The organism is Bradyrhizobium sp. Kon69 (assembly GCF_055807515.1).
In genome coordinates this window covers 215,056-234,484 of record NZ_JBVVOS010000009.1, presented here as the reverse complement: position 1 = coordinate 234,484, position 19,429 = coordinate 215,056, and the positions used below count along the sequence as shown (strand labels likewise).

Here is a 19,429-nt window from a genome sequence, read left to right as displayed (position 1 = left end):
TAGATTAATTTGGTAAGTGTGCGATGGATGATCCAGGCTCGCGACTGTCTATCGAAGCACCTCACATTCCGAACCTTGATCCTCGGCAACTTCGCTATGCTGTTATAGCCGCGGACTTCGGAAGTCTCCGACAGGCGGCTGACGTACCTCTTGTCAAACAAACGACGCTTAGCCGCTCGATACGAAAGTTCGAGCATCTCGTGGGTATTGCGATTTTTGAGCGGTCGAACGCTGGCATTCGTCGACAGCCGCAAGTCGTACTTTTTTCGCGGCGCGGTTCATACTCGAAAACATGGAGGTCTCTCAGCGCCAGAAATCTGCGTGCGCCATGCTTGAATTCAGGCAATGATTCCCAAATCGACCTGACTACGGCTGAGCGATCAGGAACACTTCCGCGGGCCGAGACGCTCAAATTTTCTGCGCAATGGAGGCCAGATAACGAGATCCCCGCTCTGGAGAGGCTCATCGATTGCGCCTGCCCTCCAGAGGGCTGACTGATTTGAACGGCCAAGAGAGGCAAGCCACCGTGGAAGTCCACTCAACTCGCGATAGGAGGCAATAGGTGGGCTGCGGCCTCATCGACACATATGAGGAAAATGAAGGAGACCAGCATGTCCAGTCTGAGGCTATCGGTTCGCAACCCACCTCTGAACACATCGAAAGAGAGGACTGAGAAAGCTCGATTGACGGCTACCATGAAAAGGCGGGCGCTCAAGCGCAAGATCAAAGCTTCCAAAATTTCGGTGGTGTCCTCGTCTGGGTCGACGCCGGAACCGGAATCCTAGCTATTCCGAATTGACCGCACCTCACAGTAGTCAACGAATTCGCTGGCAGGGGTGCTGAAGAAGCGCAAGCAAATGGAGTGACCCATTCAAGAAACAATTTTGTTACCGGCAACTCGCCATAGGGCTTCGACCGCGCCTGTGGAATTTCGAGATCTACGCTGGGCGATCGCCGCATCCCAGCACCGAAGCCTGCGGCAAGCGGCGGAGACGCTCAACATCAAGCAGTCGACTCTTAGTCGCCGCTTGCGCAATCTCGAATGCAAGTTGGGCAGCACTCTGTTCGAGCGCACAAATGGCGGTACGCGACCGACCATTGAAGGTCAGGAATTCCTCGATGCCGCCCGGCGCGTCGTGGGCGAAGCTGATGCAATGAGCGCTCGTCTCAAGACCCGCTCGCGTGGCGAGAGCGGTCGGTTGACCATCGGCATCCACACCTCCCTCTCAGCCGGCAATCTCCGGGCCACTCTCCTCGAGCACCGGCACCGCTTCCCCGATGTCGATAGACAACTGGTCGACGGAGCGAGCGACCATCTGATCTCGGATCTCGCCAGCTCCGCCGTTGACGTCGCCTTGGTGGCCGAGCCCAACCCGAAATGGAGTGACAGGTCATTGTTGCTCTGGAGCGAGCGTGTCGTTGCCGCCCTCCCCGCGAACCATCCGTTGACGGGCCGTGGAGTAGTTCACTGGGGCGAACTGAGGCGCGAATCGCTTTTAATGTCACAGCGAGGCCCGGGACCGGAATTCCTGAAGCTCCTCATCAGCAAATTGGGATCCTCCGACCCTTGCCTGCTGCTTCGCCATGATGTCGTGCTCGACCGCTCCTCTCCTTGGTCGGCGTGGGCTGGGGCATTCTACTGATATTGGAAAGTGCGACTGGCGCAGTCTATCCGGGTGTCACCTTCCGCGAGGTGCATGATGCCGAGGGTCCGACGCGGCTGAGCTTCCGCGCCTATTGGCGGCAGGCCAACTGCAATCCATCGCTGCGTCCGTTCCTCGACCTGCTTCGCGAGCGCTATCCGGATCTTTCCGGTGACGCAGGTGCGGGCTGAGCAGCATTTCGCCGCGCCTTCGCAAAGGCGCGGTCGGTCGCCATGAACCGCTCGATCATCGGCGTGATCAATTTGGCAGGATCGGTCGGCGCCGTCGCGCCTCCGCTACGCGTCAGAATCTCGGCATAGCTTTTGAGGTCCCTGAAGACCGCCGCTGGAAGCTCGATGGTGAGCTTGACCGGCTTGTCGTCTTCAAGCGGCCCAAGTTTCAGCTTCGTCATGGTGTTCCTCCCTTGCCGTCGGGCGCCAGTACCAAATCGCGCGTGACGATCACGCGGACCGGGACGCGTGGCCGGATAGTTAGCGTCGGCTGGATGTTGAGCTGGCGCTGCACGACCTGCTGCCCGGTCTGGCTGATGCTGTTGGATGCGCCGCTGCGGATCGCTTGAACAAGGTTGTTCTCGTCCTGGCTCGTGCCCGCCTCGGCTCCGACGCTGAGCATGGTCGAAAGACCGGCGGTCTTGAACAGCATGCCCCAATGGTTTTCGACCTCGTCCTCGAGCCCGGCATGACCACCGGTGTCGGCGCCGGGCTGGCGCTCCAAGACGATCGAGTTGCCGTCGGGCATGATGATGCGGGTCCAGACCAAGAGGATCCGACTCGGGCCGAAAGCCACGGAGCTGTCGTATTGGCCGATTAGCTTCGCACCTGCGGGACCAGAAGATATTTGCCGGACGGACTGCCATAGACCGCCTCCGTGGTCTGGGCGGTGATCTGACCCGGTGCCGTATAAATCTGGTAGAGAGCGCCGCCGGAGAACGGATACACCTGGACCGCGTTGATGAAACCGGTGCGGACCGGCTGCACCCGTGCTGCGGCGTTGGCCTGTTTGACGCGAACCTTCGGATCAGCAGCTTCCGGGATTCGTTTGCCGGCGGCGAGCGGTTTCAACTGCCCGGGTAGCGGCAGGGGTTTGGCAATTCCACGATCTTGACGGGCGACGGCGGATCGGCGGTGAGCGTTGCCGGCTCCGCGGTATCGTAGTTGATGTCGGGGGATGAAATTGTGCGCAGCCGCCGAGCGTCGCGACGACAGCAGCAAAGCCGTAAGTGCGGATTTACGGAAGCACGTATCCCTGTCTTTCCGGCTTTGCTGAACGATTGAGAGAGGCGAAGCCGGACCGCCGGCGCTTACGGAAATCGGCGGGGTCATTGTCCCAGCTCCTTCGACCAGTTGATGGCGTTGACGTAGATGCCGAGCGGATTCTTGCGCAGCCGATCGGCGTCGGTTGGAGGCTGAATCGCGATGGTAAGGATCGCAGTCTGTGGTGCCGGCGAGCGCCCCATCCTGATAGCGGTGCTCGACCCAGGCGACGCGGAAGCTGTCGGGCGAAGCGCGGATGACGCTGGAGACGTCGATCGCGAACTGCTGCTTGCCGAGACTGGCGAAGGGGTCATTGGCGCGGGCGTAGTCGTTCAGCGCCAATGCGCCCGCCCTGGTCGTGAAATCGTAGGCCTGCGGCCAGTTCTGCCGCACGATGGTCGGATCGGCTGGAAGCGAGCGCACCATCATGATGAAGTGGGCGAGGTACCAGGCAATCTGCGGGTCGCTCGGCCTGTAGTCGGCCGCAGCCGGCGCCATGGCTGGCGCCTCGCCGAGCTTGTCGACCTGTACACCCAGGGAACGACGGTGCCGTGCGTGGACTGCCAGACGAGCCCGCCGACGAGGCCGCAAGCCACGATCAGCGAACCGAAGGCCATCAGCTGCCAGTTCTTGGCTTGCACGCGGGCCGAGCTGATGCGCTCATCCCAAACCTGCGCCGCGCGCTGATACGGAGTTGCGGGTTCGGGCGTGCGGCCGTAGCGGACCGACGATCGCCGAAAGACTGACATTCGTTATTCTCCTCCCGAGAGGTCGACGGAGTGGCCGCCGCCATGGGTATCGCCGGATTTGAGGGCTTGCGCGGCGGACTGCGCGCTGCGAACAACCGCCTCATTGCGTTTCATGCGCTGGACCCAGGTGGGCAAACCTCGCTCGCTCCTTGGGAAGCGGCTCCCTCTTGCGGCCTCGCCACCCTCAACGACTCCCGTAGTCGAGAAACCACCCGTGTTAGCGAAACTGGCGCGGGCGCCTGAGGCGAAGCTCTCCTGCATTGCCCCGGTTGCTTGCTCGGCGGCGCGCCTGACGTGTGCGGCGACAGCACTGGCCGCCGCACGGCCCGCGCCGCTAAGGCCGGACGCAACGTGGCCCGCGCCGGACCGACCGGCCGAGGCGAGGCGGTAGGGGGAGGACACGCCTCCCGCCATCGCCGCACCACCACGCGCGGCGGCCGCCGCACCCGAGGCCGCCGCCATCGCTCCCCTTCCGGCGAGAGCGAGCGAAGCGCCGCCATCGCCGTGCCGGCGACGGCGAGCTAGCTCCGACAGCAGCGCCCGTGCCAAGCTGCGGCGCGCCAGGAACAGACCGTTAGCGATGCCGGGCGCCGTGGCCGAGCATGGTGAGTGCGGCGAGCACGACAGAAAACCCCCGCTCGATCGTCGGCTGGCCGCCGCCATAGGTGGTGGTGAACTGCGAGACAGTCCGGTGCCGATGCCAACGAGACAGCGAGCACCATCACCTTCACGCCGGAGGCGACGACATTGCCCAGCACCTTCTCAGCGAGAAAGGCAATCTTGTTGTCGAGGGCGAAGGGAATCAGGATGAAGCTGGCCAGCGTTGTCGGCTTGAACTCGATCAGCGTGACGAATAGCTGCACCGCCAGAATGAAGAAGGCGATCAGGACCAGGAGCCAGGACACCATCAGCACCGCAACTGCAAAGAAGCTGGTGAAGCCCAGCATCTGGCTTGCGGCGTTCAGCAGTGGGTGCCCCGCGTCGAGACCGACCTGCGCGAGCCGGCCGGGCCCCAGAAAATCGGCTGTCGCCGCCGGCCTTCAGGCCAAGGCCGGCGAAGCTATTGAAGATGATGCCCGAGAGAGTGTTGAAGGCGAAGAATCCGATGTAGAGCGTCTTCTTCACCAGCCGCTGGAGGATGCCTTCGTCGGCGCCCCACGCCCAGAACGGCCGGCCAAGGTGATGTCGAGTGACGATCAGCGTCGAGGCGAGAGAAGTGGTCTCGCCTTGGATCAGGCCGAAGCCTGAATCGATATAGGTGGTGAAGGTGTTGAGGAAGGTGTCGATGACGCCGACGTTGTTCATCGTTATCTCCCTCCGCAGCGTTCGTCGTCGACGGTGTGGCTGGCGCGGCCTGTTGCGGCACGGGCCGCGCCGGCCCGCCGAACAACCGCGCGCGGTTCTCCTCCCAGACCGCCTGGCAATGCGGATCTTTGGCATCCTGGGGGCGAAGCGCGCGGCAGCGGTGCAGCTAGGCCGAGAGATCGTCGGGCGTAGAGACAGCAGGAGCGTCGGATCTGGGTTGTGGCGCGGGACGGCGATGGATGGCGGACACCCACTTCCGCCTGCCGCCGGCACACCGCAAGCACATGAAGTCGACCAACATGCTGGAGCGGCTCAACGAGGAGATCAGGCGACGCACCTATGTGGTACGTATCTTCCCCAATGGCGAGAGCTGTCTACGGCTCGTCCGTGCGTTGACCGTCGAATCGCCATGAGCCTTGGCTCGACGACCGTCGCTAGCTGAACATGGATCTGTTGAAGGACCACAAGAAGGAGGCGCTACGCCAAGCGGCCTGACAATGCTCGGGCCCACCAAAGGGATGGACGCCACCCCCCCGCCGCCGTCGCTCGCCCGCTGCGCTTCTGGGTGAGGCGAGCGACGGCGGCTCCGAGGGGATGGCTCGGCCGGATCCCATGACCGACTTTGCTGAACTTGACGCACAGAACTCTCTTCAGTCGCGGAGTTCGGCTGGATATGTCTGCTACAAATTGGGTTCGCCTGACCTCCTTCCTTAGGGCGTTGGCTTACTGAGGGGCCTTAGTGGCAAACCCTGGCCCGCAGCTTGCAGTCCACGTCGCCGGTCTCATTGCATCCGGCCACCGCGCCTTGCTGCGATAGCTCCTCTTCAAATTCACCAAATGGGTGGGACCACCACGCACGTCCCAGCCCGCGTCCATTGCCTATGGCAACGGCGGCGCAAGCGTTGTTTTCGTAAGCTTCGATTTTGCAATCCGAGCCGCCCTTGCGGCGACAGTCGAGCAGGGCCCACCGTTTAGCGCCCCTTTGTGATCTACACCCGTGCGAGACACCGACCACGTCATCTGGTTTGGAGTATGCGATGGCCCCGGAGCCGGCGAACGCGGTAGTGTTTGAAATGAACAGCGCGAGGACGCCGATTATTAGTTTACGCATTCACTTTTTCTCCATTTGGAATTGAGCATCGCAGCGATTGGCGCCTCCTGCCCTACGGCGAGATACAGCAAGGGCCGTGCCAGCGCTCCTCGCGCGCACTAAGCGCCTGATTGTGCTTTGAAACGGTTCGCGATACGCAAACGGCGCAGGGTGTTTTGAATCTCACAGCTTTGTGCACCGCCGTCAGAAAGCGGACAAGGATCGAGGGGCTGACGCATCCGGACCTTGCCCCACGGACTTGATCCGGGTTGAAGGCAATTCCTTTTTGGCAATGCGCGCGGCGCCCTAAGAGACTTGCGGTGGGCTACCGCCAACAGCTGCAAGAGGATTTCACGGTCTCGCCCCGCTTACAGCAAACTAGGGTACAGACTCAATTGAGCCAATATGCGACGAGAGCTGCGAGCTGAACAGCGGCCAAGAAATTCCGGGCGAGCTTGTCGTATCATGTGGCGATGCGGCGGAAGTCCTTGAGCCGGCAAAAGCAGCGTTCGATGACATTTCGGCCTCCGTCGCGTTTGTTGAAACGATGAATGACGACACGGTTGGATTATTGGGAATGACGGGCTTGGCGCCGCGACCAGCGATTTCGGCCGAAGGTTGTCCCCGTCGTACCCTTTGTCAGCGAGAAGCGCGCTCATGGGCGGTGCGAGCGCCAGAACATCGGGCGCGGCAGCGATGTCGGCATCCTGACCTGAGGGCCAGATGCAGGACGACCGGTCGGCAGAGCGGATCACTCAGCGCATGGATTTTTGTCGTACGGCCTCCCCGCGAGCGGCCGATTGCCTGATTGTGCTCCCCCTTTTCCGCCGGAGGCACACCGATGAGCTTTGATCGAAGTCGAGTCGAGCGACAGCACGACGGCATCTTTGCCAGCTTTGAGCAGTGCTTGAAAGATTGCGCACCATCGTTCGCGCTTGGCCCCGTGATTGAAGCGGTTGTAGATCATCGTGTAAGGACCGTATTCGCGCGGACAATCACGCCATCGCGCACCCGATAGCAGCATGTGAACAATACCGCTGATGATGCGCCGATCGTCGTCCCGATCCGGCCCCGTCAGTCCCGTCGGCAGATGAGGTTCGATACGAGCCCATTGCCTACCCCGGGAGCATTGTCTCGCTCCCGAATCAAGAACACGGAGGCAAGAGAATCACGTGGCGCTATTTAGGTTCAGACCCTAGCAGCGAGAGACAGCTTAGCGCCGAATGACGTCTGCCGGCCGAGCTGATGATCCGCCGGCACGCTCGCGGACCGCATTCCGGGTGGTAGATCTATATTCACAGACGCGCCTTTATCAGTCGCTGATTAAAACCATGACAACCGATGAGGTCTAGGCCAAGCGGGCCGGTCTATCGGCAGACCAGTCAGCTCGTTCATCGCGCGAGCTGACCCTCGGACGCAGGACCTGAAACGATCAGCTGCCCTGGCGGTCGTCCATCACGCCGGTCAATTTCCGAAAATTGAATCATATCTCAGCGCTGGTGACCCAAGCCAATCCCCAAGGTACGTGCTTTCTGTCGTAGAGACCCCTCGGATCGCTTCATCAGCTTTGAAACCCTAGCTACAGGGGTGCGAGCCTTTGAGTGCGCTTTGAGCAGCTTGACGTCATCCTTACTATACTCTTTGCGCTTGGCGGTTTTTGCCACGTGGTGTTCTCCGATTTCACTTTGCACATTTGCAGCACCTTGTTTTTGGCGAAGACGCAGCTGCTTCCCATTACCATATCAATGGTCATCGACAACTATTCAAGCGGATTTTTCTCTTCGAGATAAGAACTGGAACTACACGCGAATTTGTCCTCCCTGGATTTTATCTGCGTGACAAACCCGATTCTCGACATGCACGTCACCCAGCTTCAACATGGAAGCGAGCAATAGAGAAGGGACGCTCGATGCGCCTTCGAAAGACAACTCGAAAAGCGCTTCTTGAATGCTCCGACCTCAGCTCACCAAGACATTTCGTAGAATGATATTTTCAGGCGCCAGTATTGATGGAGTAGCGCTGGATCGCGGGACACTCGCACTGCCTCACTTGAGCGCGCATCATTAACCGGCCTCCACGGCGAGTGCACGGCGTTACCGCGCGAAGAACAAACGTCTTGTCCTATTTTCCGAAGCGCAGCGGCTTTAAGTGAAAGTACTCACAATGGCAAATCTTGCGATGCCGGATCCTCGTCAGCTGATCGAGCACGGCTCGCCCGTCCTAATTTGATCTGCCGCAGTATTCTTGATCTAACTAGCCACGTTGAGATACCCAGGCAATTCCGCTGCGAGAACGATCGCTGCCCCCGTCTCATGGACCCGACGAACCAGCGTCGTGATATTCCCCGGACTGGTCACTACCGCATGGTAAACAACCCGCGGGCCTAGCCGTCCTGGGTGAGCTTGGCACCGGCAGGCGATTGCTTGATCATGACTTGCCAGAGCGCTTGGCCAGCACAATGCCGGTGGCGCGCTGCGGATCATTCGTAATCTGTGCACATTGACCGCCACTGTCGAGCAGATGCAGGTCGAACTGTCCAACGCGGTGGAACGGACTCTGCGTCATGTCAGAGGCCTCGCAACAAATCCAGGCGAGATGTGGAAATTTCTGCCGGAGCGTGAGGCAGGGCTCAGACGCTGTATCAATAGCGGCGAGCGTCTGCTCGATGTTCGTCAATTCGCCTGCGGCGAGCACCATCTGCATAATCCTTATTGCCAGAACAAACGTTCAGGGTCGGCGTTCAGAACCGCTGTCGCCAAGCCAAGCCGTTGATGGGTCGAATGCCACTCCCAGACGCCCTTGCGGTGATCTTTGCGGAACAGCTGCCATGCCGCCCCAGTCCTATCGTGGTGCAACAGCGCGACGTCGACGAGACCTCCCTCCGCATCGATATTGCCTGAGCAGCACGGGCTCTCGACCAGATAGCCGCCAGCAATCGCTGTCACCTTTGGCGAGACATATCGGTAGCGCTCGCGCCTCGTCAGCGCGCGCACGAGCCGCCACCGGTCGAGCTCGTTGGGATGCGCGGGCAATCCGGAATGATGTCGTCTGATGATGGCGGCGTTCATTGCGCGATGTCCTGGACTGCGGAAATTTCTGCCTCGAGGCAGCCAACCACCAACTGCTTGCCGAAGTCGACCATATAAATGGGTAGGTTCGCTTCCGTATGGCGACCGACCTGTACGATCTCACCAATGTGTCCGACGCTGACCAGACACTGTTCCGCCGACGCGTCGGGAAAGGAACCGTCGTTGAGCAGATCGATTGCAGCCTTGACACGTTGGCCTGAGCAGTATTTTGGCAACCTCGGTTCGATCATCGGGGTGCCCTTCCTGACAAGCAAGGCTCCTCGCCTCCGTGACTTCGCGTGACTAGATCGAGCTCCTTGCATTTCATGCCGACGCGATAGCCGGAGTCGAGGAATTCGACGCCATAGATATAAAATTGTTGCAGGAACGTGCCGATCGAGACGACATAACCAAGCTCGCCTTTCTTGACCAGAACCTCACCGATCTCCTTGCCCACATAGGTGCCGTCGTTGCGGATGGTGCGGTTTGCCTGCACCTTGTCGCCATAATCAAAGAAGGGGGCGTCCGTCAACTCGACGATGTCACTATCACGGACGATGTTGCTCATGCTGTCGTCTCCGTTCCATGCTTCAACTGTACCGCGCCTCGCGAGCGCCCGGCCTTACGGAGCGCCCTATCATGATCCTCGATCAACCGCGTTCGATCCCCGCACGGCGGCGCGGCTGTGATCATGAGTTGCATGAGCCTTTCGGGATCCCAGTGCAGCAAAATCAACGCCCGCAACTTAAGATCCAGATGCTTGAGATAACCGTCCGTCAGCCCATGGTTGATGTTGAAGAAGCCGTCGACGCGGCACGCGCGTCCGTCCTCGACGGGGGCGTGCTTGAGCCGGCGGCGAGCCGCGCGTTTCAGCGCGGGATGCGCACAGCCGGCAGAGTCGACCTGATTACCCCGGCAACTGAGGGCGTTGTGGACGTCACCACTCACGGTCCCGCCGATACGCTCGAGCGTGCCTAACAACACCTTGGCGCCAACCCGAGCAGTCTCTCGACAGCTGCCGTCCTTCCCCGAGTTGCCCGAGACGCATCTCCAAGTAGGCAACAAGCCTTGACCGAGAACTGGAAGTCCCACGCGAGGTGCTCTCATTGCAGCCGAATTCCGGCTTGGTGGGGCCGACCGCGCCGGTGGCAGGAAATTCGTCTCCGCATCACGTGGTCGGGTGCCAACGGCTTGGCTTGGCGCAGGTAGATTTCGGCACTTTCATCGAGGTGATAGGATAGCTCTGCCGCCTTGGGATGATGCTGGGCCGGCTCGACACCGTGCGACCAACACAGGACTCGGTGTGGACGCCCTCGTTTCTCTCGGATGACCGACTAAAGGCCTTGGGCATGAATGTCGCCTGCGCAAGGCTGGCCGCAGGTGACTGGATTGATATCGCTGAAGACGGGTCCGCTCTTCGTCGGCCCATCGGCGAAATCGTCCCTTGGCGCTGGAGAAAGCGGCCTTCGGGTCGACAGGAATAGCTTAACGCGCTCCCGCCGATATTCGCGTCTCCAGAATATGGCTTAGCAACTGGCGAAAAAGCCGGCGACCAGGGCGAACCGTCCACCCGGTATGACAAGGCGACCGGCGCGACCGGCGCCTCGTCGAGCATTACCCGCCAGAGTTTCTGAACCGTTCGTGTCGTGGTGACATCCATCGTGGCCCTCACGCAGGCATCTGGTGACGCGGCAGCGCCGTGTCGAGCACGCACGTATTGTCAACCGGGCAAACCGCCACGCATTGCGGTTCATCAAAGTAGGCGGCGCACTCGGTGCATTTCTCAGGATCGATCAGGAAAACGCCGGCTCGCTCGGAAATAGCGAGATTCGGGCATTGTGTTTCGCACGCCGAACAGCCCGTGCATTGTGAGGCGATGATCTTGAACGGCATTATCTGAACCCATCCTCAGGCGGCGGAAATCAGCGCGTTGTGGCTGGCCGCCGAATCGACCCGCTCAACGTGCTTGATCTTTCCCTCGTTGACTTTATCGAGATAGAGTTTGAACCAGGCGATTGCTGACCCATCAATGGACTCCCAGGCGTACTGATCGACCGGCTCGATGCCGGCCTTGATCAATTCGGCCTTCGGGCAGCCGCCGATCTTTGAGACGAATACGGCGTGGCAATCCTTGATGGCGCCGATGGCGATTTCGAGCTTGCTGTCCTCGCCATGGCCGTCCTGGCAATAGGGGTGGATAGGACGATGACCAATGAATTTTGCGCCGGAAGTCGAGAGCTCGTAGATCTGGAACTCCTTGGCATGACCGAAGTGCTGGTTGATCAATCCCGAGCCCTTGGTTGCAACCGCCACCAGCACCTTGATTTCGCTGGACGCGCTGGCGAGCTCTGCAAGCTTCTCCTGCTTGGCCGCAAGCTTTGCAATGCGCGCCTTCTCGACCTTGGCCTGATACTCCTTTCGGGCCTGCTGGTCGTATTTGATGTTCATGGCCATGATCTTTTCCATGGTGAACTCTGCGCCGCGGTCCTCCCCGAGCAGTCCGACGGCGTCGGCCCGGCACTGGCGACAATGACGCATCATGTTCATCTCGCTTTCGCAGCTGTCCTGCAACGCGGTCACTTCCCGTGCGGTCGGGCCGCGTTGCCCACCGAGACCGAACACGGTGCCGTGCTCGGGCGACGATATCAGCGGCATCACGTTATGCAGGAAGGCGCCGCGCGACTTCACGGCCTTGTTAACCTCAACCAGATGCTGATCGTTAATCCCGGGAATCATCACCGAGTTGACTTTGCACAGGATGCCGCGCGCGGTCAGCATCTCCAGGCCCTGGAGCTGCCGATTGCTGAGGATGCTTGCGGCTTCAATTCCGGTGTAGCGCTTGTGGCGGTAAAAGATCCATGGATAGATCTTTGCACCAATTTCGGGATCGATCATGTTGATCGTGATCGTCACGTGATCGACCTTGAGTCTGGTGATCGTGTCGACATGATCGGCTAGCGCAAGACCGTTCGTCGAGAGGCACAGCTTGATATCTGGCGCGAGCTTGTTGACGAGCTCGAACGTCTTGAATGTCTTGTCCGGATTCGCCAGGGGGTCGCCAGGGCCGGCAACGCCGACCACGCTCATCTGAGGGATCGCGGAAGCGACCGCCAGCACCTTCTTGGCGGCCTGCTCTGGCGTCAACTTCTCGCTGGCAATGCCTGGGCGCGATTCGTTGGCGCAATCGTATTTGCGATTGCAGTAATTGCACTGGATATTGCAGGCGGGTGCGACCGCGACATGCATGCGGGCATAATGGTGGTGCGCCTCCTCGCTGTAGCAGGGATGGTTCTTCGCCTTTTCCCAGACCTCGTTTGGCAGATTGCCGATGCCGGCCTGAGATCCGCAGCTCGCCTTCCCGCTGCCACCGATCGTACCGCAGCCCTTGTGCTTAGCCATAACTTGCATGGTCTCTCTGATCTCGCCGCCGCCGCAGGATAGCTGGTGTTGCGCTGAAGTACTCATTCTTCCAATTCTCTCCGCAGGCCGCACTTTTCCGGCAAACATCCCCAGAGTCGTTTCTGAAGAGCCAAGAGCAACTGGCGTGCCATGTCTGCCACAAATGATTTTTGCGTTCGCTTCAAGCAGTTAGGTCACGTTGCTCGTATGTCGGTGTTATCAACTCATGTTGGAAAGCTGACAGAGATTGCGATCACAAGAGCGCTGGCAGCGTTGTTTTGGCGACGGGTAGGCTGCTTCATCTAGGCGCTTGGAAGAGCAGGGCGGCTGGCGTCCTGTAAAGTTGATCTTGTCGCCAAAATGTGACGCCAGTGCAAAGCACAATCCGCAAAAGACGTTCCGGACGCTTTGAAGGACAACTTGGTGTGGCGATTCTTCGTAGTTGCAGACAAGAAGCAGCCCCGTTACCGACCTATGCCGAAGATCACGCGGGCCTCTACGTGACATTCCGGAAGGCATTGTCAGGCAGGTGAAGAGAAACGCCTGGTGGCCACGGTGCCGACAGCCACGAATTCGATCGTGCGTCCAAACGTTGGCTGGCTCTCGAATAGATCGCGGGGGTGTAGATGCCGATCAGATTCACGAGCTGCAGCCGCCTCGGTCGACATCGCTCGAACTGCCGTCCAACAACTACCTACATCGCTGAGGTCTCGGCATCCAGCCAGCCGATCCTGCTCTTCAGGAAACGGAGGCCCAGCACCAGCAACTCGGCGTGCTCCCGGTTGTCCTTGCCGTAGCCGTGGCCGCCAGCGGCATGCTCGTAGAAATACGCCTCATAGCCCATCGCCTGCAGCTTCGCTACCATTTTGCGCGCATGTCCGGGATGGACGCGATCGTCCCGCCGCCTGGTGGCCATCAGGATCGGTGGATAGGACTGCCCGGGTCTTGCGGTATGATACGCAGAATAGGTCTTCAGCCACTCCCACTCCTCAGCGTTGTCGGGATCGCCATATTCGGCGAGCCAGCTCGCCCCGGCGAGCAGTTTTGTGTAGCGGCGCATGTCAATCAGCGGGATCGCGCAGAACAGCGCGCCAAAGCGCTCGGGATATCGCGTTAACATATTGGTGATGAGGATGCCGCCGTTTGATCCACTCTCGGCCGCGATCCGCTTGGCCTGTGTCACGCCGCGCCTAACGAGATCGGCGGCAACCGCTGCGAAATCATCATGCGACAATCTCTTGCCGGCGAGCCGACCGGCGTCGTGCCAGCGCGTGCCGAACTCGCCGCCGCCGCGCAAATTTGCCTGAACCGTGGTGCCGCCGCAATCGAGCCAAAGCTTACCGAGCGCGGAATTGTAGTACGGTTTCACGGAGATCCCAAACCCGCCATATCCGCTCATATGGACCGGCGCGTTGCCGGGCTGCCTGACGGGACCGGTCTGCAGATAGGGAATTCGCTCACCGTCGATCGAGATGGCCTCGTGCCACGTGACCACGCAGTGCTCCGCGGCAAACGTCTTCGGCGCCTGCTTCAGCACGGCGGGACTGGTAACGCCGCGCTCCATCAGGATGAGGGACGGCGGCGTGAGCGGATCCTCGACGTGGGCCAGCAAGTCGCCATTGCTCTCTGACGGATCGCGATCGAAAGACCAGATTTCGACGACGCCAAGATCAGGAAGCCCGGCCAATTGCTCGCGGTTCCAGCCATAATCGGATGGTGTGCAGATCTCGAAGACTGGCCGGAGTTCGTCGAGAATGCAAAGCACGAGCTTGCCCGCAGCCCAAAAGAAGCTCTGCAGCGCACGGCGCAGACCCGGCTCGAAGAGAACCTCGAATTGGCGGCTGCCCGCCAGGAATGCCGGCAGCGGGATGACGAGCACCGTATCCGCCGCATAGGTCTGCCCTGCCACAGACCAGGATTCGCGCGGCTTCAGGGCAAGCCAGTTGCGATGCGACCGCATCCAGATGTTACTTGGCAGATCGAGCCTCGTCTTGGCGCCCGTTTCATCGCCGAGCCAGACCACGCAATTGGAGACGTCTGTCGCATCGAGGAACCAGATCCTGGGCGGCACGACGGTGTCGTCAACACTGCAATCGACTGACACATGAGCAGCCTTGGTCTCAAAGATCACTGCCGCTTGCTCAACATGCGTACCGCGCCGCCACAGCCTCACCGTGCGCGCATAGCCGGTGGTCGCGGCCATGCCGTCGCCATAGGAGCTTAACAACACGAGCGTATCAGAATCGAACCATACGCCGCTGCCTTTGGCTTCGGGCAAGATAAAGCCATCGCGGATGAAGAGCTTCGTATCAGTGTCGAATTCACGCAAGGTCACGGCATCGCTGCCACCGCGCGATAGACTCAAGATCCACCGCGAGTGACTTCCAGGCGGTGCGACCGTGGCGTTTAGAAGCCAGTCTTCGCCTTCGCTGACGGCAAGTTGATCGAGGTCGAGCAAGACGTCCCATGACGGCTTCAGCGAGCGATACTCTTCCAGGGTGGTTCGCCGCCAGAGGCCGCGTGGATTGTTGGCGTCCCTCCACAGATTGTAGAGATACCCGCCGCGCCGGCTGACATAGGGGATATTGTCAGGTCGGTCGTAAATCGCCGTCAGCGCATCTCTGTCTCGTTCGGCTGCCGGTCCGCCAAACACCTGAAGTGTTCTGCTATTCTGCCGCTCGACGAAGTTCAGCGCACGCGCGCCTTCGATCTGTTCCAGCCATAGATAGGGATCATCGTCAGGAGCGGAAGGCGTTGGCCTTCCGGTTCGCGACTTCGTCGAGGCTCTTTCTGTGACCATGCTTCATTACAACCTTGGCATTGACGCGTAGCTCCGACATGGTTCAAGGATTTGCATCGCGAACGTTGCATCACGATTTTTCAGCTACGACCTGGCCCGGCGCGACATTCAATCCTCTCGACACTGAATGTTGCGGAGTTGCAGCAATTGGCCTGACGCCGTTAATGCGACGACCGGGCTGGCGATGTCAGTGCAATGGGCGTCGCGAGGGTTTCCCCCATCAACGCCAACGCGCTGGCCCGACGCCTCAGTGCTGGCCTAGGCCGAGATGTTGCGTTTGCCACCGTGCGCCGCCGCGATCTTGGTTCCGAAGAACGCTTCGAGCGCTTCCGGAGTGATCAGCGCGCTCGGCTGAAACCTTCCGCTACGCCAGGCCCAAGCCCAAGGAACGATGTGGCCTTCCTCGCAGATGCCGGACCGCCCCGGCAAGAATAGCTTCCGCATCGCTGGTTTGGCGAAGTCTGTGGAACCGCAGCATTCATCATTCGGTTGCTTCGCCGCCGCGCTTCCTGGCGTTGATAGTGATTGGTAGAGTGGTGTCACTCGCCATCGCCGGTAGGTCGAGCACCCAGCCGTTCGCGATTCTAATCCAACCACCCCACAGCGTCTCGTGCTCCCATTCGACAATCGGCTCCTCAAGATCCTTCTTGGGCACATAAATCGAAAGGCCCGTCTCGGGCGAACGGCGAATCATGACCTTCATGGGAGCTCCGCAAGTTGTGAGCTCTCGCCCGCGCGCTCCTGACGCGCACGCCACAAGGCTCTCTGTTTGGCAGTGATGTCCGGCATGACCTGTAGGACACGATCGATCTCATCCGGCGCCGTCTCGCGCGACAGCGAGAAGCGAACCGCACCGCGCAAGAAGGCCGGTGGTACTTTCATCGCGCGCAGGACGTGGGACGGTTCCATCGAGCCGGACGCGCAGGCCGAACCGAGTGAGACGGCAATTCCGTTGCGGTTCAGGTGGTGGACGATTGCCTCTGCTTCGAGATGCTCGAAGGCAATGTTTGACGTATTTGGCAAGCGATTCTTGATATGGCCAAGCACCATGCAACAGCCGACAGCGAGAATGCCTTGCTCCAGCCGGTCGCGAAGGGCGCCAATCTGCATCTGCTCTTGTATGAGGTGTGCTGCTGCGAGTTCCGCCGCTTTGCCGAGCCCAATAATGCCCGGAACGTTTTGGCTGCCAGCGCGGCGACGCCGCTCCTGAACGCCGCCGAAGATCAGCGGCCGGAACTTGATGCCGCTGCGCAGATACAGCGCGCCGATCCCCTTCGGACCATGGAGCTTGTGGCCGGAGAGCGACAGCATGTCGATGTCCGTGGTCTTCAGGTCAATCGGAATCCGCCCGACCGCCTGGACCGCGTCGGTGTGAAAGAGCGCGCCGACTGAGCGCGCCATCTGGGCGAGGGATTTCACCGGAAAGATCGTACCCGTCTCATTATTGGCCCACATGACCGAGGCGATTGACGTGCGCCTCGACAATGCGTTGCGATAAGCCTCGATGTCCAATCGGCCGCTTGCATCGACCGGAATGACATGGGTCTTGACTCCTCGTCGGCCCAGCTCCTCGGCAAGAGACAACACGGCCGGATGCTCAACGGCCGTTGTGACGATCTCGTCGCGTCCCTTCTGTACGGCGAGCGCCGACAGGATCGCCGTGTTGTCGGATTCAGTCGCGCCCGAGGTGAAGACGATCTCGTGATCGAATGCCGCGCCAATGAGGGCCTGCACCTTCCGGCGCGCTTGTTTTAATGCGGGCGCAACCTCAATGCCGAATGCGTGCGCGGACGACGCATTGCCGAATTGCGCAGAGAAGAACGGCAGCATCGCCGCAACCACCAAGGGATGTACACGGGTCGTCGCGTTGTTATCCAGGTAGATCGGCCGCACGGACTCTCCGCTCTGCACTTAATGTCCCACTTTGGCAGCTCCGGGGAGCGGGATCAGGCGGACGAACTCGCCGAGCCGCTCGACCAGGCGCGCCTGAATGGCCGCGAGCGTCGTGCCCGCAAGCTTGCATAACATGCAGGCGCCGGTAAGCCTGACCATGATCTTGTTGCCGTCGATTTCGACGAGCTCACAATCTCTACGATCACGCCTGAGGCTTGGCCGAATCTCATCGAGCACGGCGCTGACAATCCGCTCGCGATCGGCAGGCTCGACAGTCGAAGACTGATTCGTTCGTTCAGCCTTCAGGGCCATGTTCGATGCTCCTTCCATCGCCAATGGTCCCAAGGCAACTTAGCCGAACGATTTGCCGCAGGAGCAGCTCGATTTGGCATTTGGGTTATCGAAGCGGAACCCTGATCCTTCGAGTGACACCACGAAATCGATCGTGGTGCCGCTCAGATGCGCCCGGCTCGCGTTGTCGACGAAGACTTTAATCCCGCCTTGCTCGAACACGGTCTCATCGGAGCTCGGCTCATCGGCAAGGCCCATTTTGTATGTGAACCCTTGGCAGCCGCCGCCTTCGATCATGATCCGCAAACCGCTCGCCGGCTGCGCTGTCGAGGAGATTGCGGCCTTCAGTGCGTTGATGGCGCTATCCGTTAGGTTGATCATCTCTGGCTCGCTCTCACTTCTGTGGCAAGGTACACTTCGCAAATCCCATGCCAGTCGAGATGCAGCTGAAATCACTTGGTCTTGCAGGCGACGACCCATTCGATTTGCGACCTGTCGGGTTCGCGACAGGCGGCTTTCCAGCATCCCAACATCATCCGGCCGAGACCTGGTGATGGTGCCAGCACGTATCCATGCACATCGCGCCAAGCCGCCGCTTACGCTCTACGTCGACGCAGACATAGGGGGACGGCAAACAACTTGCATGAAGGTAGCGGACACGTCGCATTGGGCGACGCGTGCACACCACACATTGATGGGGAGCCTTCCATGACCTCGATCGACAACACCGCTCTTGGCCCGCTGGACAAGGAGGGGCGGTTGCTGAATGCGGTGCTTAAGAGTGAAACAACGAAGTCGGGGCGATTTGGATTTCGAGGCGACATCGCGCTGAAGTTTCAATCCCAGCTCGCCGACGAAAAACGACCGCCGGACTATTCTATCGAACAAGTTCTTGCAATCGCGCAGGAGGGCGAACCCACCATTCCAGTTCTTGCCGGATATCTGCATTCCTTCGCATATCTACCTGAGGCCGCAAAGGTGCTGGACGGCAGGTTGAGCCCCAAAGGCAGCTATTTCATCTTCTGCAACAACGTTGATCTGCTCGCGAAGTACCGCACCAAGATAGGCGAGATCACCTTCCGCATTCTGCCTTGCGATGAATCAACTGTGTGGAAAGAGATGATGGACCTCGCCGGCGTCGACAAGAATGACATCAAGAAGCTCGGTACCGCCGGTAGACTCGACTACTTGCTCGACGCAGCCAAGGACATCGATGGATCATACACGGAGATCTCATACGAGGACGGCCTGGCCAAAATGGAGCCGGTAAAGAACAGAAGCGAAAACCGCCCCGTCTGAGGAAGCGCCTCGGACCGTCTCTCGCCAGCTCAGCGGCTGCTGCGGCAGGCGCCGGGTTGGCGTTCCAGCACAATCGAGTTGCCGTCGGGCATGATGGCGCCGGTCCAGACCAAGAGGATGCGGCTCTGGCCGAACCGACAGAGCTGTCGTGTTGGCCGATCAGCTTCGCACCCTGGGGAATCAGCAGATATTTTCGGCGAGGACTTGATCGACCAGCGAAAGGTCAGTGGTTGTGCTGCCGACTTCGGCCGGCAACGCGGCAAACGAGCCAATCGATCGCTCCGATCCGCGCCCGTCCCCGCTTGGTCGGCCCTGGTATCCTTTGGTCCGAAAGAGACCATAGGCGGCCCAACAGGCAACCAGAATGTCTTTCGACTGGTTCGCCAGGATATGGAACGACAGCGTACTGACTTTGCTCCAATCAACCGCAGTTGGTCCGCCGGCATCCATGCGCCGCAGTTCGGCTTCGAGCCGTTCGAATTCGGGCACATCACGGACATTCATGCCGGCAGGCGCGGGACCCGGCACAGGCGCAGCACCGCGGCACGAACGTGCATCGATATCGCCTCGAGACGGACTTCTTGTCGCTGTCATCGAGTGCGAGCAGAACTCTTTGGA

At 60.1% G+C, this 19,429-nt stretch carries 20 protein-coding genes and 7 pseudogenes; 5 read left to right on the top strand and 22 right to left on the bottom strand.

Annotated elements, in window-relative coordinates; translation table 11 throughout:
• Positions 1-23 precede the first annotated feature (23 nt).
• The 3 genes from AC0L3U_RS14790 to AC0L3U_RS14780 all read left to right on the top strand — a co-directional run bounded on the left by AC0L3U_RS14790 (position 24) and on the right by AC0L3U_RS14780 (position 1,834).
• On the top strand, positions 24-494 hold the full coding sequence (locus tag AC0L3U_RS14790; protein ID WP_374762367.1) for a helix-turn-helix domain-containing protein: 471 nt from the start codon (positions 24-26) through the stop codon (positions 492-494).
• 429 nt (positions 495-923) lie between these two features.
• Positions 924-1,643, top strand: a complete 720-nt coding sequence (locus tag AC0L3U_RS14785) for a LysR family transcriptional regulator (protein ID WP_259217566.1) — start codon at positions 924-926, stop codon at positions 1,641-1,643.
• A 2-nt stretch (positions 1,644-1,645) separates the two neighbouring features.
• The gene (locus AC0L3U_RS14780) at positions 1,646-1,834 is read left to right on the top strand and encodes a hypothetical protein (RefSeq protein ID WP_473362195.1); all 189 of its coding nucleotides are present in this window, start codon (positions 1,646-1,648) and stop codon (positions 1,832-1,834) included.
• Here the strand turns inward: AC0L3U_RS14780 and AC0L3U_RS14775 are convergent.
• The 5 genes and pseudogenes from AC0L3U_RS14775 to trbK-alt form a co-directional block, all read right to left on the bottom strand.
• Positions 1,798-2,055, bottom strand: coding sequence for a DUF2274 domain-containing protein (locus AC0L3U_RS14775; RefSeq protein WP_259217567.1), 258 nt, complete (start codon positions 2,053-2,055; stop codon positions 1,798-1,800). The two genes, AC0L3U_RS14780 and AC0L3U_RS14775, sit on opposite strands and share 37 nt — an antisense overlap.
• A pseudogene (locus AC0L3U_RS14770) lies at positions 2,052-2,986 on the bottom strand (TraB/TrbI/VirB10 family type IV secretion system protein). Before AC0L3U_RS14770 ends, AC0L3U_RS14775 begins: the two are co-directional and overlap by 4 nt.
• A pseudogene (gene trbF / locus AC0L3U_RS14765) lies at positions 2,983-3,666 on the bottom strand (conjugal transfer protein TrbF). The pseudogenes AC0L3U_RS14770 and trbF overlap by 4 nt, the downstream one beginning before the upstream one ends.
• Before the next feature lie 3 nt (positions 3,667-3,669).
• Positions 3,670-4,971: pseudogene (trbL, locus tag AC0L3U_RS14760) on the bottom strand (P-type conjugative transfer protein TrbL).
• 49 nt (positions 4,972-5,020) lie between these two features.
• A pseudogene (trbK-alt, locus tag AC0L3U_RS14755) lies at positions 5,021-5,137 on the bottom strand (putative entry exclusion protein TrbK-alt); the annotation flags it as partial.
• 82 nt (positions 5,138-5,219) lie between these two features.
• Between trbK-alt and AC0L3U_RS14750 the strand changes: the two are divergent.
• Positions 5,220-5,409 (top strand): annotated as a pseudogene (locus AC0L3U_RS14750) (transposase); the annotation flags it as partial.
• A 298-nt stretch (positions 5,410-5,707) separates the two neighbouring features.
• On the opposite strand, the gene AC0L3U_RS14745 reads toward AC0L3U_RS14750, so the two are convergent.
• The 15 genes and pseudogenes from AC0L3U_RS14745 to AC0L3U_RS14675 form a co-directional block, all read right to left on the bottom strand.
• The gene (locus AC0L3U_RS14745) at positions 5,708-6,082 is read right to left on the bottom strand and encodes a DUF4189 domain-containing protein (RefSeq protein ID WP_219682325.1); all 375 of its coding nucleotides are present in this window, start codon (positions 6,080-6,082) and stop codon (positions 5,708-5,710) included.
• Positions 6,083-6,452: 370 nt separating this feature from the next.
• Positions 6,453-7,178 (bottom strand): annotated as a pseudogene (locus tag AC0L3U_RS14740) (IS5 family transposase); the annotation flags it as partial.
• Positions 7,179-8,488: 1,310 nt separating this feature from the next.
• Entirely contained in the window at positions 8,489-8,758 is a 270-nt protein-coding gene (locus tag AC0L3U_RS14735; protein WP_246648881.1) for a hypothetical protein, read from the bottom strand.
• Between the two features lie 11 nt (positions 8,759-8,769).
• Complete coding sequence (locus AC0L3U_RS14730) at positions 8,770-9,129, bottom strand: DUF3024 domain-containing protein (RefSeq protein ID WP_219682324.1); 360 nt, start codon at positions 9,127-9,129, stop codon at positions 8,770-8,772.
• Positions 9,126-9,380, bottom strand: coding sequence for a nitrogen fixation protein NifZ (locus AC0L3U_RS14725; RefSeq protein ID WP_259217569.1), 255 nt, complete (start codon positions 9,378-9,380; stop codon positions 9,126-9,128). Before AC0L3U_RS14725 ends, AC0L3U_RS14730 begins: the two co-directional genes overlap by 4 nt.
• Entirely contained in the window at positions 9,377-9,697 is a 321-nt protein-coding gene (locus tag AC0L3U_RS14720; protein ID WP_219682322.1) for a nitrogen fixation protein NifZ, read from the bottom strand. Before AC0L3U_RS14720 ends, AC0L3U_RS14725 begins: the two co-directional genes overlap by 4 nt.
• A complete protein-coding gene (locus AC0L3U_RS14715; protein ID WP_374762366.1) occupies positions 9,694-10,236 on the bottom strand; it encodes a 4Fe4S-binding leucine-rich repeat protein in 543 nt (180 codons plus the stop codon). Before AC0L3U_RS14715 ends, AC0L3U_RS14720 begins: the two co-directional genes overlap by 4 nt.
• Positions 10,237-10,797: 561 nt before the next feature.
• Entirely contained in the window at positions 10,798-11,022 is a 225-nt protein-coding gene (locus tag AC0L3U_RS14710; protein WP_219682320.1) for a 4Fe-4S binding protein, read from the bottom strand.
• A gap of 15 nt (positions 11,023-11,037) precedes the next feature.
• Positions 11,038-12,594, bottom strand: a complete 1,557-nt coding sequence (nifB, locus tag AC0L3U_RS14705) for a nitrogenase cofactor biosynthesis protein NifB (protein ID WP_219682319.1) — start codon at positions 12,592-12,594, stop codon at positions 11,038-11,040.
• A gap of 628 nt (positions 12,595-13,222) precedes the next feature.
• A complete protein-coding gene (locus AC0L3U_RS14700) occupies positions 13,223-15,328 on the bottom strand; it encodes a prolyl oligopeptidase family serine peptidase (protein WP_259217572.1) in 2,106 nt (701 codons plus the stop codon).
• Between the two features lie 258 nt (positions 15,329-15,586).
• The gene (locus AC0L3U_RS14695; protein WP_473362194.1) at positions 15,587-15,757 is read right to left on the bottom strand and encodes a hypothetical protein; all 171 of its coding nucleotides are present in this window, start codon (positions 15,755-15,757) and stop codon (positions 15,587-15,589) included.
• A 52-nt stretch (positions 15,758-15,809) separates the two neighbouring features.
• The gene (gene nifT, locus AC0L3U_RS14690; protein ID WP_219682318.1) at positions 15,810-16,031 is read right to left on the bottom strand and encodes a putative nitrogen fixation protein NifT; all 222 of its coding nucleotides are present in this window, start codon (positions 16,029-16,031) and stop codon (positions 15,810-15,812) included.
• On the bottom strand, positions 16,028-17,221 hold the full coding sequence (gene nifS, locus AC0L3U_RS14685; RefSeq protein WP_259217573.1) for a cysteine desulfurase NifS: 1,194 nt from the start codon (positions 17,219-17,221) through the stop codon (positions 16,028-16,030). Before nifS ends, nifT begins: the two co-directional genes overlap by 4 nt.
• A gap of 18 nt (positions 17,222-17,239) precedes the next feature.
• Complete coding sequence (locus AC0L3U_RS14680; protein ID WP_259217574.1) at positions 17,240-17,533, bottom strand: NifU family protein; 294 nt, start codon at positions 17,531-17,533, stop codon at positions 17,240-17,242.
• A gap of 39 nt (positions 17,534-17,572) precedes the next feature.
• Positions 17,573-17,893, bottom strand: coding sequence for an iron-sulfur cluster assembly accessory protein (locus AC0L3U_RS14675; RefSeq protein WP_259217575.1), 321 nt, complete (start codon positions 17,891-17,893; stop codon positions 17,573-17,575).
• A gap of 327 nt (positions 17,894-18,220) precedes the next feature.
• Between AC0L3U_RS14675 and AC0L3U_RS14670 the strand changes: the two genes are divergently transcribed.
• Positions 18,221-18,811, top strand: a complete 591-nt coding sequence (locus AC0L3U_RS14670) for a hypothetical protein (protein ID WP_219682315.1) — start codon at positions 18,221-18,223, stop codon at positions 18,809-18,811.
• 47 nt (positions 18,812-18,858) lie between these two features.
• Here AC0L3U_RS14670 and AC0L3U_RS14665 read toward each other — a convergent pair.
• Both AC0L3U_RS14665 and AC0L3U_RS14660 read right to left on the bottom strand, forming a co-directional pair.
• Positions 18,859-19,016, bottom strand: a pseudogene (locus AC0L3U_RS14665) (TrbI/VirB10 family protein); the annotation flags it as partial.
• On the bottom strand, positions 18,992-19,405 hold the full coding sequence (locus AC0L3U_RS14660) for a type VI secretion system ImpA family N-terminal domain-containing protein (protein WP_259217576.1): 414 nt from the start codon (positions 19,403-19,405) through the stop codon (positions 18,992-18,994). The pseudogene AC0L3U_RS14665 and the gene AC0L3U_RS14660, both read right to left, overlap by 25 nt.
• Positions 19,406-19,429: the final 24 nt, after the last annotated feature.

Coding starts and splice junctions, on each gene's coding strand:
- nifB (WP_219682319.1), bottom strand. CDS start 12,594: ATGAGTACTTCAGCGCAACACCAGCTATCCTGCGGCGGCGGCGAGATC.
- AC0L3U_RS14790 (WP_374762367.1), top strand. CDS start 24: ATGGATGATCCAGGCTCGCGACTGTCTATCGAAGCACCTCACATTCCG.
- nifT (WP_219682318.1), bottom strand. CDS start 16,031: ATGAAGGTCATGATTCGCCGTTCGCCCGAGACGGGCCTTTCGATTTAT.
- AC0L3U_RS14670 (WP_219682315.1), top strand. CDS start 18,221: ATGACCTCGATCGACAACACCGCTCTTGGCCCGCTGGACAAGGAGGGG.
- AC0L3U_RS14680 (WP_259217574.1), bottom strand. CDS start 17,533: ATGGCCCTGAAGGCTGAACGAACGAATCAGTCTTCGACTGTCGAGCCT.
- AC0L3U_RS14710 (WP_219682320.1), bottom strand. CDS start 11,022: ATGCCGTTCAAGATCATCGCCTCACAATGCACGGGCTGTTCGGCGTGC.
- AC0L3U_RS14735 (WP_246648881.1), bottom strand. CDS start 8,758: ATGGTGCTCGCCGCAGGCGAATTGACGAACATCGAGCAGACGCTCGCC.
- AC0L3U_RS14725 (WP_259217569.1), bottom strand. CDS start 9,380: ATGATCGAACCGAGGTTGCCAAAATACTGCTCAGGCCAACGTGTCAAG.
- AC0L3U_RS14720 (WP_219682322.1), bottom strand. CDS start 9,697: ATGAGCAACATCGTCCGTGATAGTGACATCGTCGAGTTGACGGACGCC.
- AC0L3U_RS14775 (WP_259217567.1), bottom strand. CDS start 2,055: ATGACGAAGCTGAAACTTGGGCCGCTTGAAGACGACAAGCCGGTCAAG.
- AC0L3U_RS14730 (WP_219682324.1), bottom strand. CDS start 9,129: ATGAACGCCGCCATCATCAGACGACATCATTCCGGATTGCCCGCGCAT.
- AC0L3U_RS14700 (WP_259217572.1), bottom strand. CDS start 15,328: ATGGTCACAGAAAGAGCCTCGACGAAGTCGCGAACCGGAAGGCCAACG.
- AC0L3U_RS14675 (WP_259217575.1), bottom strand. CDS start 17,893: ATGATCAACCTAACGGATAGCGCCATCAACGCACTGAAGGCCGCAATC.
- AC0L3U_RS14660 (WP_259217576.1), bottom strand. CDS start 19,405: ATGACAGCGACAAGAAGTCCGTCTCGAGGCGATATCGATGCACGTTCG.
- AC0L3U_RS14745 (WP_219682325.1), bottom strand. CDS start 6,082: ATGCGTAAACTAATAATCGGCGTCCTCGCGCTGTTCATTTCAAACACT.
- AC0L3U_RS14715 (WP_374762366.1), bottom strand. CDS start 10,236: ATGAGAGCACCTCGCGTGGGACTTCCAGTTCTCGGTCAAGGCTTGTTG.